The following is a 13,365-nucleotide window of genomic DNA, read 5'->3' on the forward strand; positions in this document are numbered from 1 at the left end:
GGAGACGGTTCTCTTGGTCGAAAACCCATCTACCAGGGGCTTCACCATGTTGTCAGCCCAACGCCGCACCCAACAGCCAGGTTGGAAAGGGCTCAATGTGGCTCTCTGACCGGCTGGGTCCAACACCGCTTTAGGAGAGAGGCGGGGTGATCTGCTGGCTGAGCTGCGGCTTGGTTGGCCGATGAAGCGGGCGGCTACTCGACCGCAGGGCACCGGTGTTGACCGTGGCTGACTCCTGTATCTGGCACGGTTGTGGCACGAACGTCAGCCGACGACAGTCAGCCACGATGGTGGGTGTGTCGACCGACCAGGCACGCGTGTGCCTCGCTGCACCCCCACCGGACTCCACCACGCTGCCAGCGTCGTCGATCAGAGGAAGGCGACATGGCTAATCCATGACGATGGCCGGAGCTCTGTTTTCACCGAGCCGCTTCACGCTCTTCCGCTTCAATGCGACGTACCTCTTCGTCATACTCCCATGCCTCCTTCAGTCGTTTATAACGGCCATTGGGCTCCGGCATGGATGCGTCACCACGCCGCCAGGCGAATACAGAAGCGATCAAGTGGTGGATAGTGCCCATCATCAACCAATCCCGGCTTCGCTGGTACGGGCCGAGGTTGAGGAACTGGCAATCCTGGATCCAGGTCAGGCCGTCAACAAGCAGCACTCGCAGCTTCTCATCACGGACCTGCAAGGCGGCCACGCGTGCAGGCTCAATGTACTCAAGTGACTCATTCCACCAAGCCTCCTCTCGCGCAAGAAGATGCTCGTACTCGGTCGTTGGCACGTCGGACGACGAGTCAGAAGGCATTTTGCGTATGTGTCCGAGAAGGGCAGTGAGCGCCTGCGCATTCGCCGCAACGACAGCGGCACGATCAGCTTCGTTGCGCACTAGACGAGCATCGGCAAGCTGCCGCTTCTGTGCTTGGTGCGTCGATGCGTAGGAAGTTGCAGCACCCACGAGCACGCCGACTAGCCCAGTGAGGGGTGTGATCCAGTCCATGACCACAGTCTGACCTGCACGCCACCGGAAAATGGCGGAAACAGCAAACTTCCCTAGATGACGCGTCACTTAGAACAGTCCGCCGCCCACGGCCGTAACAAGCATTCCTTTGTCGGTCCGCTGTGCTGGCAGTCGCAGAGGAGCAACGCTCGGGACGACTGAGTCACCCCGGCCGACCTCAGCAACGTTATGGTTGTCGTCCGCTAGAGCAAGCCGGTAGCGCCGGCCGTGACACGTCGAGCGTGTTTATAGTTCCCGCTCATGGCCAAAGCTTCAACTGCGCTGCTTTTGCGAGCTGGTCACCAGTCTTGCGGAATGAGAGCTTTACCGTTCCGCCACTTCTCTCGCACACAGTCCTGGAACCATTTTTCATCGAAATCTGCGTGTTCAGCGATGATAATTTGGTAGGGCTTTGCTGCCCGACCGGCAGCATCAATGATGAAGCGGAAGGTCGCCGCGATCGTATTCCTGTCACCCGAAACTGCACCATTATCTCGGTACTCTGAGTCCGCAGGGAACCCAACCTGAGACGGCTGGTCAAAAAACACGAACCCTGGAACGGGCCTGTTGTGCTCGGCAAACCACTCATGGAGTGCCATATGTACTAGCACGTGATAGGCAACCCAACTTTGCCCACTTCCGATTTGCGGCATCGCTAGCGGACCAGACGGGGTGTCCAGAATGACCTGCAGTTTCTTAATGTCAAACCTGAGAGGATTAGATGAATGTTCGATAGGGAGCTGGCTAGACCAGTTGGTCATTCGTTGATTCAGTCTAGACAGGATAGAAAGCGTCCTGTCACGGATCAGGTCGGAGTCAACCTCATTCTCTGCCGCCTCCAGCTGAACACGCAGGGATTCCAGTTCTTGCTTGAGCAGCCTCAGCCGTTCATCACCTCCCACTCCCTCAAGGTAAAAGTCGATGCGGCCGACTACGGCTGCCTGAACGTTTTCTTGCAGCGCCAAGTCTCTATCGCGCTCGCTCGCTCGCTCGATTGCCTCCAGTTGGGCAGAGTTGCTTCTTATCGCTTGCTGGCACTCTTCGATCTCCTGCTTCAAGGCGTCAGCAAGAGCCTTCAACCGGGGAGACTCAGATGGCAGTGCCTGAGGGATACGACTTAGAGAGGAGAAGTGCTCGCGTAGCTCGTTGATCTCTTCCTGTTGTCCCCCTACGTGGGAACCGCATAGAGGGCATTCGTCGATCCCGGCGTCAGGAATTAGCTGAACAAAGGCAAGTCGAGACCGTTGCTCAGCCGCTTGCCTTTCAAAGCTTCTCCGGTCGTGAAGAAGCGTAGCGATAGACTCAAGGGAGCTCTGTGCTTGCTTAGCCCTCCTGCGAATAAGGTCACGTTCCTGGAGTAGACCTTGGCGCGCGCTGTCAGCATCGCCGAGCTGCGCACTGTCCGTTTCTGTGGTTCTGCGGCTCGCGTTCTGACGCAATGCCAGGATAGCTCGCAATTCTGCCAGTGCATCGACGTTCGATGAATTTTCGCCAGAGGAATTGGAAGTAGTCAGGCCTGCACTAGCCGCTTCTGCTAGAAGCTGTCGCGCTCGTGTTCCGCCCCGGTCGGCTGCTGCCTCTAGGTCAGCAACCTCTCTGGCAGTGTCCCTAATCCTTTTCTTGAGTCGATTAATGCGACGCGCAACCCGGACATTCTCCGCCGTGATAGCACCTAGGAAAAAAGGAAGGGTCTCCCGGATAGAGTTTGAGACGAACGGTTCCCCTTGGCGGTGGAAGAGTCTTTGCCGGCTGATGATTTCGTCTTGCTGCTGGTACAGGAAGAACGCAGCATGCCGGAGGGTAACGGAGTAATTAGGAAGCCCTTGCAACTCCGCATTTCCCGTATCCGGGAATGAGAGCAGGCGCGACAGGAGACCAATGAGGCCATCGGCATTCGTCGTGGGCGTGAGTTCCGCGTAATCGGGGATCCCAACTGACGCGCCTTGTTTTACAAAGACTCGCTGAGACGACTGCGCGTCTTCCTCCGGGGCTTGTCTCGCGACGAAAACCTGGAATTCGTTCACTTGCAGAAGCAGTGCATACCATGCCACAGTCTCTGTAATTTTTCCCCGTGGCACATCACACGTCCCACTACCGAGACAGTAGTCAATGATGTCGGTAAGAGCGGTCTTACCAGTGGCGGAATCTCCAGTGATGATGTTGACCGCGTTCAACCTCAGCGGCAACCTGCGCCTTTTTCCGGTCCACGAGTAGAGTACGATTTCGCGAATCTGTATCATCCTGCAGTGACTCCCCAAATTGAAAAGATCGAGGCGGCATCACCTGATCTTGCGAAACTCTTCCCTAGCCGCTCAGCGACCTTGAGGATGTCTTTCACTTCAGGGGATCCTTGAGATAGTGACTGCAGATTCCTAATCCTGCGTGCGGGAGTAGCGCCAACCGTGGCATGTTCCAGTGTGAACAGACCGGCTTGCGCGCCGAGAATCAGTGCATTTCTCACTGCCGGCGCCAGCGCGGGCGCATTTCTCTGCAGTACTAGGCGCTCTCTCTCATGCGTTTCGATCCAGACCAGAAGGGACGTGGTCTTTATGATCGGAAAAGTGTCACGAACTTGCTTACTCATGGCGGCGGGGACGGTCAGAAAGGCCAAAGACAATGGCATCTTCTCCTTGGCCTCAGACTCGTAAAATTCAGCAGACTTCCGAATGACGACGGAAAGGAAGGCAGGATTGAAGAGCGCTGATTCTTCCTGGCTAGTGAACTGTTGCAGCCACTGACTCATGCAGGCTCGCTCTCAAGCAAAGACGCCAATCTCGCTTCAAAGTCGGGATGCCATCCAACTACACGCTGATCGGCAAGGCCATGATAAGTTCCTTGCATAACGAAAGATTCGCGACACATTTCTCGGATTCTAATATCGGCTTCTTGCTCAACCCACTTGTAGAGTATCCGGGCGACTTTTATCTTTTCTGCTTCTGCGGCGGATTCGCCAATTTCCTCTCGTGATTCCCAGAATCTTACCCGCCACGCCTCCTTTAGGCGTTCCTCGTACCGGGAAAGTTCGCCCGGAGCTAGTAGGTCATCTCGAAGCCATTCTGATCTCTGCGCAAAGGCGCGAACATAGCACGACACGGCCCCTGCTAGTCGTGGACCAGTTACGTTGATGAGCTGGAGCTGACGGACGTAGTCACTGTCACCTCCTTCTTCTTCAACGATGTCGAAAATCTCCGGATTGATGGGTAGGTTATCGCGTCTGAATTCCTCCCTTATCAACTCAAGCTCTTCCTGAATCTCTGCGACTGTGATGGGTGGGGCATTTTTATCCCTGAGATGCTGCACACATCGCTGAAACCACCAGCCCTCTAGACGCCGAAGGAAAGCCGGTCGTTTATCTGAAGAGGCTGCGAAGTACAGCTTTTTCTGCAGATCGGCTTCGAGGTCATCCAGAAGTGGTTCGCTGTCAATCATGATGACGGTTGAAACAAGGGCAGCCCTCTCCGTCGGCTCCAGCTTGAGGAACATTTCATATGCGTCTTGTTGCTTATCGTTTTTGGAGGTTTCTGCAGTCTTCGTGAGAATCTCGGTTGCCTTGCTCAAGTCGCGGTCCTGATCGCGCAGATAGTAGGCTGCAGAGCCTGTCGCCGCCCTGCCTGTCGTAATTAGATACCGACAAACAGGAGATTCCTGTGAAAACGAATATCCTGCTGGCTGATCCAGCCAAATTCTGAACGTTTTCCAGATGTCCGCTGAAGCGTTAGGTATGGTCGTAGAAGGATCAGTGTGGTACTTGAGTTGCAGTACTTCCGTCGGCGTCCCCGGAGAATCGAAACTGACGTCGTCCAGTTGTTCGATTCGAACGTTGGCGGTTGAGCCAGACTGGATCCGGCTCAATGCGGCATGCAGCGCATACCTGGCCTGATACAGGTAGCCAAGCATGGATTCGTTGGCAGAGTAGTCGGCCACGCGCCCCCCCGGTAAGTGCAGCCAGCAACTTGAATTATCAGCGATGGTAGCGAGCGAGATTGTGCCTTGTGAAGCCACTTGTACGGTCTGATGCGAGGTGCGCCGTGTGGTGCATGCGCTGGAGTTTGGTGAGTCGTCCGCCCGAGCTGTGCTGCGCCTCCCTCCGCCCGGAAGTAGCTGATTGCTCATGGCGCGGCACGGGCGCCGGCCGGGCTGGAGCGGGGCGGAGACAGGAGCGCAGGCCCGGCCGGGGGCCGGGCCGCGCCCGGTGAGCGGAGCGAGCCACCTTGAACCAGTAGAGAAAGTTGTAACTCAGTCGGTCGGCTGGGGCTTGAAGGCGTGTGCGCAGGCCGGGAGTTCGGCGTCCTGCTGGTTCGTCAGGGGCAGGAAGATCGCAGGCCGGATCGTCCATGTGATGCGGGTGTTGGAGTGCGTGACCGAGACGGTGCAGGGCTCTGCGCGTAGGAGGGCGTGGCGGGTTGTGATGCGGCCTTGGTAGAGCCATGCCCATGCCTCGTCCGACGCTTCGGGGTCGAGTGCCGGTGAGATGGTGCGGAGGGCGACCGCGACCCATCTGTCTGCTTGTGGCGGTGAGTAGGCGTCGAAGGATGCTCGGAGTGCCGGTCCCTGGGCGGAGATCAGGTCTTCGGTCCAGCACTCGCACCAGTAGCCGGGGTGGGTGCGTTCATGTGGCCGCTCCCAGGGGGTAGATCGCGAGCACGTAGCGGGTGCTGTCGTCGTGGAGGGTGAGTTGGTATTCCGTGCCGCTGGCGAGGTAGGTGAGGGCGCGTTCGTGTTCCGCTTCGTCGGTGAGCCAGTGCAGTCCCGGCCGCGCGTACGCGGGTTCGAGCTGGTCTGTGATGTGGTGCGTGCGCTCTCGTAACCAGTGCAGGGCCAGGCGGGGGCTTGCCGTGTCGTGTGAGCCGAGTGGGATCGGGCGGACCTCGTCCAAGGTGTATGCGGCGGCTCGGCACTGGTAGGGGAGTGGCTGGGTGCTCACCTCTGGCGTCTCGGTGTGGGTGGAGGTCAGCATGGGTGCCCTCCTGCGGGTTCCTTCGGTGCGGTGAACAGTTCGGCGGTGACGGTGTGGCCGGCCTGGCTGGTGTGGACGATGACCCGTTGGGCGAGTGCGCTGACCATGTCCAGGCCCCGGCCGTGTTCGGCGTCCTGGTCCTGGTGCTGGGTCTTGGGGGCTGTGCTGGTGCCGCCGTCGTCCGTGACCGACAGGGCGACCACCTGCGGGGAGATGGCAAGGGCCAGGTGGAAGCCGCCCTGCTCCCGGCCGCTGGCCGTGTGCAGGATCGCGTTCGCGCTCAGCTCGCTCACGATCAGTTCCGCGTCTTCCGCCAGAGGCGATCCGCGCAGGATGTCGCGGGTCCAGCGGCGGGCCCGGCTCACCTCTTCGGGGAATCCTGGACAAGACAGTCCCCAGACCCGAATCTTGCTCGTATACTCGTGCATACAAGTTCCTTCGTGCTGATAGGCCGCCATGTGCAGCGGGTTCGGGCTAGACGAGTTTCACGCCGTCGTGGGCGCGGATGGCGGGCGGAGACGCTGCGTCGAGTGCGTCCAGGACGCGGATCGCGTATGCCTCGTCGGCGAGCTCGGTGACTTCTTCGCGGGTGGCCCAGCGCAGGGCGCGGGTTTCGTCCCCGGTGGTGGGTGTGCCGTCGGCGGCCTCGCAGCGGAAGACCAGCGAGACGATCAGGCCCGTCATGTTCTTGTAGACGCCGGTGAGGGTCGCGGAGGGTGCGATCTTGATGCCGGTCTCTTCGAGGACCTCGCGCTGGAGGGCTTCGGGGATGGTTTCCTCGCGTTCGAGGACGCCGCCCGGGGGCTCCCAGTGGCCGTTGTCGCGGCGCTTGATCAGCAGGGCCCGGCCCTGGTCGTCGACGATGACCCCGGCGACGCTCACGGAGTGCGGGCGATCAGTGCTCACGTTCCTCGGCCCTCTCGGCTGACTAGGCTCTCCACGGTAGCAACAACGACCAGCAGCTCGTCTAGACACCTAAAGGAGTACACATGCCCCCTCTCCCTTCCGGCTTCCTCGGCGCGCTCGACCCTACGAGCGACCGTGCCGTCTTCCGGCAGATCGCCGACCAACTGCGCGAGGCCATCGACCGCGGGCGGTTCAAGGAGGGCGAGAAGCTGCCCTCGGAAGCGGAACTCGTCGAGCACTACGGCGTCTCCCGGATGACGGTCCGCAACTCCTTCTCCATCCTCCAGGGGGAGGGGCTCGTGCACGCCGAGCACGGCAAGGGCGTCTTCGTGCGGCCCCGGCCGCCCGTGCGGCGACTCGCCTCCGACCGTTTCGCCCGCCGCCACAGGGAGCAGGGGAAGTCCGCGTTCATCGCGGAAGCCGACGCGGCCGGCAGTCACCCCACGGTCGACAGTCTGGAGGTGAAGGAGGAGAAGGCGAGCCAAGAGCTGTCGACGCGGCTGGGCTCCGTGCGGCGGGTGCTCGCCCGGCGGCGCCGTTACCTCCTCGACGGCCGCCCGGTCGAGTTCGCCACCTCCTACCTGCCCCTCGACATTGCCCGGGGCACGCCGATCGCGGAGCCGAACCCCGGCCCCGGCGGTATCTACGCCCGCCTGGAGGAGCTGGGGCATCACCTCGACCACTTCGAGGAGGAGATCAGGGCCCGGATGCCTTCCCCGGGCGAGGTGCGGACGCTGCGGCTGGCCGCCGGTGTGCCTGTCATCCACCTGGTCCGGACCGCGTACGACACGGAGGGGCGGGCTGTGGAGGTGTGCGACACGGTGATGGCGGCCGACGCCTACGTGCTGTCGTACCAGCTTCCGGCGACCTGAGCGCGTGAGCGGCGGTGGTGCGTGGGGGATCGCTCTTCGACTCGTACACACCGACACGGTTACTCATATAGACGAGTGGACAAGTCGTATGGCAAGGTGTTCACGTGATCCCGGCAAGCGGGTTCGCAGTACGCATCATGTCTAGACGAGTAGATAGGAGTGCGCCTTGCGTACCATCCGTGTGGAGACCTCGGCGGCCACGATCCTGCTGACCGAGGCCCCGGAACCCAAGGTCCGCGACCGGCAGACGGGCGAGATCGCCAAGGACGCCGTGAGCGGTGAGGCGCTCATGACGGTCGGCGTCGTCTACATCGAGGACGGCGAGTCGTCGCTGATCAAGGTCACCGTGCCGGAGAGCGGGGTGTCGGAGGGGCTCGCCCTCGGCTCGCCGGTCTCGCTGCCGGGGCTGGCCGCCCGCCCGTGGGAGAGCGTCTTCAACGGGCGGCAGCGGCACGGCATCGCCTACCGGGCCGCCGCAGTCACCCCGGCCGCGTTCCCGGCCGCCGTGGGGGCCTCGGCCTGATGACCGACCTGACGACACTCCTGGAGGTGGGTGGTCCCCTCGCCGCGCTCGGTGGCGGGGCCGCCTACACCCGGGCCAAGCATCCGGCGGTCTACTGGTCCACGGTCGGCCTGCCGATATCCACCGCCCGGCTGCTCGGCTCGTACAACTCGGTGATGGAGGCGTGCGGGCTGACCGTGGCGCCGTCCCGGCTGCGGGTCCTCGCGGTCAAGGCCACCACTCGCCGTGAGGTGCGGCCGGTGCCTCCGCGCCGGGGCATCGTCCGGCCCACCTCGACCGGGTTACGGCTTCGGCTGCGGCTCGCTCCGGGGCAGGAGCCGGCCGACCTCGCCGCCTCGGCTGAGCGGCTGCGGCATGCCTGGGGGGTCCACGCCGTTTACGTGACCACCGTCAAGCCGGGTGTGGTCGAACTGCGGCTCGTCGGCTTCGACGTCCTGCGGCGCGTACGTATGCCGCGCAAGCTCGACGAGGGGCTGTTGACGGTGCCGGTGGCGCTGCGGGAGGACGCCATGCCGTTCGTACGCGACTACCGCACCGTTCCCCACCAACTCACCCTGGGCGCCACGCTGTCCGGCAAGTCCATGTACCTGCGGCACCTGATCACCGGACTCGCACGGCAACCGGTCGCCCTGGTCGGCATCGACTGCAAGCGCGGTGTGGAGCTGGCGCCGTTCGCCGCCCGGCTCTCCGCGCTGGCCACCGACCCGGAGCAGGCGGCCGAGCTGCTGCCCGTGCTCGTCGAGGAAATGGAGGACCGATACGACCTGATCAAAGCCCGGCAGGGCATCGCACCCGGCACCCCGGCCGAAGACATCACCTCCGACATCTGGGGCCTGCCCGAGAGCGAGCGGCCCACACCCGTCGTCCTGTTCGTGGACGAGGTGGCCGAACTCTTCCTCGTCGCGACAAGGAAGGACGAGGAACGGCGGGACGAGATGGTCACCCAGCTCATCCGCCTCGCCCAGCTCGGCCGGGCCGCCGGTATCTACCTGGAGGTCTGCGGGCAGCGCTTCGGTGCCGAGCTGGGCAAGGGCGCCACGATGCTGCGGGCCCAGCTGACCGGCCGCGTCTGCCACCGCGTCAACGACGAGGCCTCGGCGAAGATGGCCCTCGGCGACATCGCGCCGGAAGCGGTCATGGCCGCCTGCGCCATCGCTCCCGAACGACCGGGCCTGGCCGTGGCCGGGGACACCTCCGGCGGCTGGTCCCGCATCCGCACCCCCTACCTCTCCCTCGGCGACGCTGCCCGCGTCTGCCAGGAGTCGGCCCACCTGGCGCCCGACCTGCCCGCGCTCAAGCCCTTCCGGCCGCACCTTCCGGCGGGCCCCCTCGCCGCCCCGGCGCCGCTCGTCCGGCCGCGCCCGGTGACCGACTGACCTTCCCTCTCTCCCGGTCGGCGTGACCGCCTCGCGCCACCTCCCTACCCCTGCCATGCCCGAATCCGAAAAGGAGCCGCAGCATGCGTGCCCACCTGGCCCGTGTCGACGCGGTACTCGTCCAAGCGCTCATCGCGGCGGCGCTCTCCTTCGCCCACCTGCACGACATCGCCTCGGCGGCCGGACAGGACGGGTGGAAAGCGTGGGCCTACCCGATCAGCGTCGACCTGCTGCTCGTCGCCGCCTGGCGCCGACTGCGATGCGGCGACGCGAGAGCGGCCGGGTGGTGCTGGTTCGTCATCGCCCTCGCCGCATCCCTCGGCGCCAACGTAGCCACAGCCGGCCTGCTCGACACGCAGCACGTCCCGGCCTGGCTCCGCATCCTCGTCGCCGGATGGCCCGCGGTCGCCTTCCTCGGCGGCACGCTCCTCGCCCACACCGCCCCAGCGGCCGTCGACAACGCCCCGGAACCTGCCGCTGACCCCGTTGACGTCCCGGACGTTCCCGAACCGACCATCCGCCCCGAACCGACCATCCGCCCCGAACGTCTCCGACGAGTCCCCGCCGACGCCCTGCCCGCGTACGTGGCCAAGCTGCGCCACCGACCCACTCAAGCGGCCTGAGAAGGGGGACGAGGACATGGCAGAGAAGAAGCGCACCCGACAGCCCAACGGCGCCTCCTCGATCTACCTCGGCAATGACGGCAAGTGGCACGGACGAGTGACGGTCGGCGTCCGTGATGACGGCAAGCCCGACCGCCGCCACATCGAGCGCAAGACAAAGGCAGAGGTGACCAAGGCCGTCCGCGAGATGGAGCGGGCGCGTGATGACAAGAAGCTCAGGAAGCCGGGGCAGAGCTGGACGCTGCAAGCCTGGCTTGAGCACTGGGTCGAGAACATCGCCAAGCCGTACGTCTCCGAGAACACGTACGACGGGTACGAGGTCGACGTGCGCGTGCACCTGGTGCCCGGCCTCGGTGCCCACAAGCTCGACCGCCTGGAGCCCGAGCACTTGGAGCGCTTCTACCGGAGGATGCAGGAGTCCGGGAGCTCCGCCGGCACCGCCCACCACGTCCACCGGACGATCCGGGTCGCCCTCGGTGAGGCGGTGCGGCGCGGACACGTCCCGACCAACGCGGCTGAGATCGCCAAGGCTCCGCGGCTCGAAGAAGAGGACATCGAGCCGTACACGATCGAAGAGGTTCAGAGCCTGTTGGTCGAGGCTGCCAAGCTCCGGAACAGTGCGCGATGGGTCATCGCCCTGGCGCTCGGCCTGCGGCAAGGGGAAGCGCTCGGGCTGCACTGGGAGGATGTCGACCTCGACGCGGGATACGTCCGCATTCGCAAGAACCGGCTGCGCCCCAAGTACGCGCACGGCTGCGGTGCCGATCCGTGCGGACGAAAGGCGGGCTACTGCCCCCAGCGGGAGCAGACCCGGCGCGAGCACAAGTCCACCAAGTCCCGGGCCGGACGACGCACCATCGGCCTGCCCGACCCGCTGATCAAGATCCTGCGCCGGCACCGGGAAGCCCAGGAGCGGGAACGGGTCGCCGCCGGCGCCGACTGGGAAGGCAAGGGGTACGTCTTCGCCTCACCGACCGGCGGGCCGCTGAGCCCGAACACCGACTTCCACGTCTGGAAGCGCCTGCTTCGGGACGCCGGTGTCCGGGACGGCCGTCTCCACGACGCTCGTCACACCGCCGCGACCGTCCTCCTGATCCTCGGCGTCCCGGACGTCGTGATCGACTCGATCATGGGCTGGGAGCCCGGGGGAGCGGCCCGGATGCGGGCCCGGTACATGCATGTGACGGGAGTCATGCTCCGCAAGGTCGCCCAGCAGGTCGGCGACGCGCTCTGGACGCCACCCGGCTCCGAGGAAAAAGCCGACTGAGACGGAAACTGAGACGGACAACGCCGAAGGGCCCCACTGCGAACAGTGGGGCCCTTCGACATCGTGCCCGGTGAGGCACTGGCGGAGGATACGAGATTCGAACTCGTGAGGGGTTGCCCCCAACACGCTTTCCAAGCGTGCGCCCTAGGCCTCTAGGCGAATCCTCCGCCGGAAACATTACATGACCGAGGGGAGTGCTCGCGAACTCGTTCGCGCAGGCCGGGATCGGGTACTCTGTGCGCAGCCCCTCACGCGGCGCTATCTGACTGAACTCCCCCAGGGCCGGAAGGCAGCAAGGGTAGGTCGGCTCTGGCGGGTGCGTGAGGGGCGCTTGCGTTGTGGGCCGAGGCCGGGGCTCGGGCGGGGGTCGTTGTCGGTGGGCGCCTATAACCTCGTAAGCGTGTCGTCTCTCGCGCTGTACCGCCGCTACCGACCGGAGTCCTTCGCCGAGGTCATCGGGCAGGAGCATGTCACCGACCCGCTGCAGCAGGCGCTGCGGAACAACCGGGTCAATCACGCGTACCTGTTCAGCGGTCCGCGCGGTTGCGGCAAGACGACCAGCGCGCGCATCCTGGCCCGCTGCCTGAACTGTGAGAAGGGGCCGACGCCGACCCCGTGCGGGGAGTGCCAGTCGTGCCGTGACCTGGCGCGGAACGGGCCGGGGTCGATCGACGTCATCGAGATCGACGCCGCTTCGCACGGTGGTGTCGACGATGCCCGTGAACTGCGCGAGAAGGCCTTCTTCGGACCCGCGAGCAGCCGGTACAAGATCTACATCATCGACGAGGCCCACATGGTCACGTCGGCCGGGTTCAACGCTCTGCTCAAGGTCGTCGAGGAGCCCCCGGAGCATCTGAAGTTCATCTTCGCCACCACCGAGCCCGAGAAGGTCATCGGGACGATCCGGTCGCGGACCCACCACTATCCGTTCCGGCTCGTGCCGCCCGGCACGCTCCGGGAGTACCTCGCCGAGGTGTGCGGGAAGGAGAACATCGCCGTCGAGGAGGGCGTCCTCCCGCTCGTCGTGCGGGCCGGCGCGGGCTCCGTGCGTGACTCCATGTCCGTCATGGACCAGCTGCTCGCCGGTGCGGCGGAGGAGGGTGTGACGTATGCCATGGCCACCTCGCTGCTCGGGTACACCGACGGGTCGCTGCTCGACTCGGTCGTGGAGGCCTTCGCCACCGGGGACGGTGCCGCCGCCTTCGAGGTCGTCGACCGGATCATCGAGGGCGGCAACGACCCCCGGCGGTTCGTCGCCGACCTGCTGGAGCGGCTGCGGGACCTGGTGATCCTCGCCGCGGTCCCGGACGCGGTGGACAAGGGGCTCATCGACGCCCCCGCCGACGTCCTCGAGCGGATGCAGGCCCAGGCGGACACGTTCGGCGCCGCCGAGCTCAGCCGCGCCGCCGACCTCGTCAACGAGGGCCTGACCGAGATGCGGGGGGCCACCTCGCCGCGCCTCCAGCTCGAGCTCATCTGCGCGCGCGTGCTGCTGCCCGCCGCGTACGGCGACGAGCGCTCGGTCATGGCCCGCCTGGACCGTCTGGAGCGGGGGGTCAACTTCTCCGCGGGGCCGGCGGGTGCGCCCGCCATGGGGTACGTCCCCGGTCCCGACGCGCATGTCCAGGCGGGCGGCGGCGGTGGCGGTGCCGGCGGTGGTGCGTCGGTGCCGCCCGGCGGCGGGGTCGCGGCGGCGAGGGCCGCCGTGCGCGGTCCCGGCGGCAGCGGCGCGCCCGCGTACCCCCCGCCCGCCTCCGCTCCCGCGCCCCCTCCGGTGGCCGAGCCGGCCCCCTCTCCGGCGCCCGCGCCCCCCGCCCCCGCCCCTGCTCCGGCGACC

The 13,365-nt window shown here is 64.8% G+C and carries 14 protein-coding genes, 1 tRNA gene and 1 other RNA gene; 7 read left to right on the forward strand and 9 right to left on the reverse strand.

The features are described from left to right. Window positions 1–419 precede the first annotated feature (419 nt). The 8 genes from ABZX30_RS36185 to ABZX30_RS36220 form a co-directional block, all read right to left on the reverse strand. A complete protein-coding gene (locus ABZX30_RS36185; protein ID WP_355942119.1) occupies window positions 420–1,004 on the reverse strand; it encodes a hypothetical protein in 585 nt (194 codons plus the stop codon). A gap of 299 nt (window positions 1,005–1,303) precedes the next feature. Further along, window positions 1,304–3,028, reverse strand: coding sequence for a DUF3732 domain-containing protein (locus ABZX30_RS36190; protein ID WP_355942122.1), 1,725 nt, complete (start codon window positions 3,026–3,028; stop codon window positions 1,304–1,306). A 212-nt stretch (window positions 3,029–3,240) separates the two neighbouring features. Continuing rightward, window positions 3,241–3,747 carry a three component ABC system middle component gene (locus ABZX30_RS36195; protein WP_355942125.1) on the reverse strand — a complete coding sequence of 169 codons (507 nt, stop codon included), beginning with the start codon at window positions 3,745–3,747 and terminating at the stop codon, window positions 3,241–3,243. Further along, window positions 3,744–4,928: an ABC-three component system protein gene (locus ABZX30_RS36200; protein WP_355942128.1), complete on the reverse strand. Its 1,185-nt coding sequence runs from the start codon at window positions 4,926–4,928 to the stop codon at window positions 3,744–3,746. Before ABZX30_RS36200 ends, ABZX30_RS36195 begins: the two co-directional genes overlap by 4 nt. A 312-nt stretch (window positions 4,929–5,240) precedes the next feature. After that, complete coding sequence (locus tag ABZX30_RS36205; RefSeq protein WP_355942153.1) at window positions 5,241–5,570, reverse strand: hypothetical protein; 330 nt, start codon at window positions 5,568–5,570, stop codon at window positions 5,241–5,243. A gap of 43 nt (window positions 5,571–5,613) precedes the next feature. Continuing rightward, window positions 5,614–5,961 carry a hypothetical protein gene (locus ABZX30_RS36210; protein WP_355942131.1) on the reverse strand — a complete coding sequence of 116 codons (348 nt, stop codon included), beginning with the start codon at window positions 5,959–5,961 and terminating at the stop codon, window positions 5,614–5,616. Continuing rightward, on the reverse strand, window positions 5,955–6,389 hold the full coding sequence (locus ABZX30_RS36215; protein WP_355942134.1) for an ATP-binding protein: 435 nt from the start codon (window positions 6,387–6,389) through the stop codon (window positions 5,955–5,957). The genes ABZX30_RS36210 and ABZX30_RS36215 overlap by 7 nt, the downstream gene beginning before the upstream one ends. Window positions 6,390–6,435: 46 nt before the next feature. After that, window positions 6,436–6,843, reverse strand: coding sequence for an NUDIX hydrolase (locus tag ABZX30_RS36220; RefSeq protein ID WP_355942156.1), 408 nt, complete (start codon window positions 6,841–6,843; stop codon window positions 6,436–6,438). Between the two features lie 107 nt (window positions 6,844–6,950). Here ABZX30_RS36220 and ABZX30_RS36225 point away from each other — a divergent pair, with 107 nt between their 5' ends. The 5 genes from ABZX30_RS36225 (at window position 6,951) to ABZX30_RS36245 (ending at window position 11,528) form a co-directional block, all read left to right on the forward strand. Next, window positions 6,951–7,739, forward strand: coding sequence for a GntR family transcriptional regulator (locus tag ABZX30_RS36225; RefSeq protein ID WP_355942136.1), 789 nt, complete (start codon window positions 6,951–6,953; stop codon window positions 7,737–7,739). A 166-nt stretch (window positions 7,740–7,905) separates the two neighbouring features. Continuing rightward, window positions 7,906–8,262 carry a hypothetical protein gene (locus ABZX30_RS36230; protein WP_355942139.1) on the forward strand — a complete coding sequence of 119 codons (357 nt, stop codon included), beginning with the start codon at window positions 7,906–7,908 and terminating at the stop codon, window positions 8,260–8,262. Beyond that, window positions 8,262–9,638: an FtsK/SpoIIIE domain-containing protein gene (locus ABZX30_RS36235; RefSeq protein WP_355942142.1), complete on the forward strand. Its 1,377-nt coding sequence runs from the start codon at window positions 8,262–8,264 to the stop codon at window positions 9,636–9,638. The genes ABZX30_RS36230 and ABZX30_RS36235 overlap by 1 nt, the downstream gene beginning before the upstream one ends. Window positions 9,639–9,721: 83 nt before the next feature. Further along, a complete protein-coding gene (locus ABZX30_RS36240; RefSeq protein ID WP_355942145.1) occupies window positions 9,722–10,261 on the forward strand; it encodes a DUF2637 domain-containing protein in 540 nt (179 codons plus the stop codon). A 16-nt stretch (window positions 10,262–10,277) separates the two neighbouring features. Beyond that, window positions 10,278–11,528, forward strand: coding sequence for a tyrosine-type recombinase/integrase (locus tag ABZX30_RS36245; RefSeq protein ID WP_355942147.1), 1,251 nt, complete (start codon window positions 10,278–10,280; stop codon window positions 11,526–11,528). A gap of 79 nt (window positions 11,529–11,607) precedes the next feature. Here ABZX30_RS36245 and ABZX30_RS36250 read toward each other — a convergent pair. Next, a tRNA-Ser gene (locus ABZX30_RS36250) sits at window positions 11,608–11,695 on the reverse strand. Window positions 11,696–11,767: 72 nt separating this feature from the next. Between ABZX30_RS36250 and ffs the strand changes: the two genes are divergently transcribed. Continuing rightward, window positions 11,768–11,866: signal recognition particle sRNA small type (gene ffs, locus ABZX30_RS36255), an RNA gene on the forward strand. Window positions 11,867–11,928: 62 nt separating this feature from the next. Next, the coding region (locus ABZX30_RS36260; protein ID WP_355942150.1) for a DNA polymerase III subunit gamma and tau at window positions 11,929–13,365 on the forward strand (1,437 nt) is incomplete at its 3' end.

Origin of the sequence: Streptomyces sp. NPDC004542, from assembly GCF_040610035.1 — a bacterium.
In the GTDB taxonomy this organism is placed as follows: Bacteria; Actinomycetota; Actinomycetes; order Streptomycetales; family Streptomycetaceae; genus Streptomyces.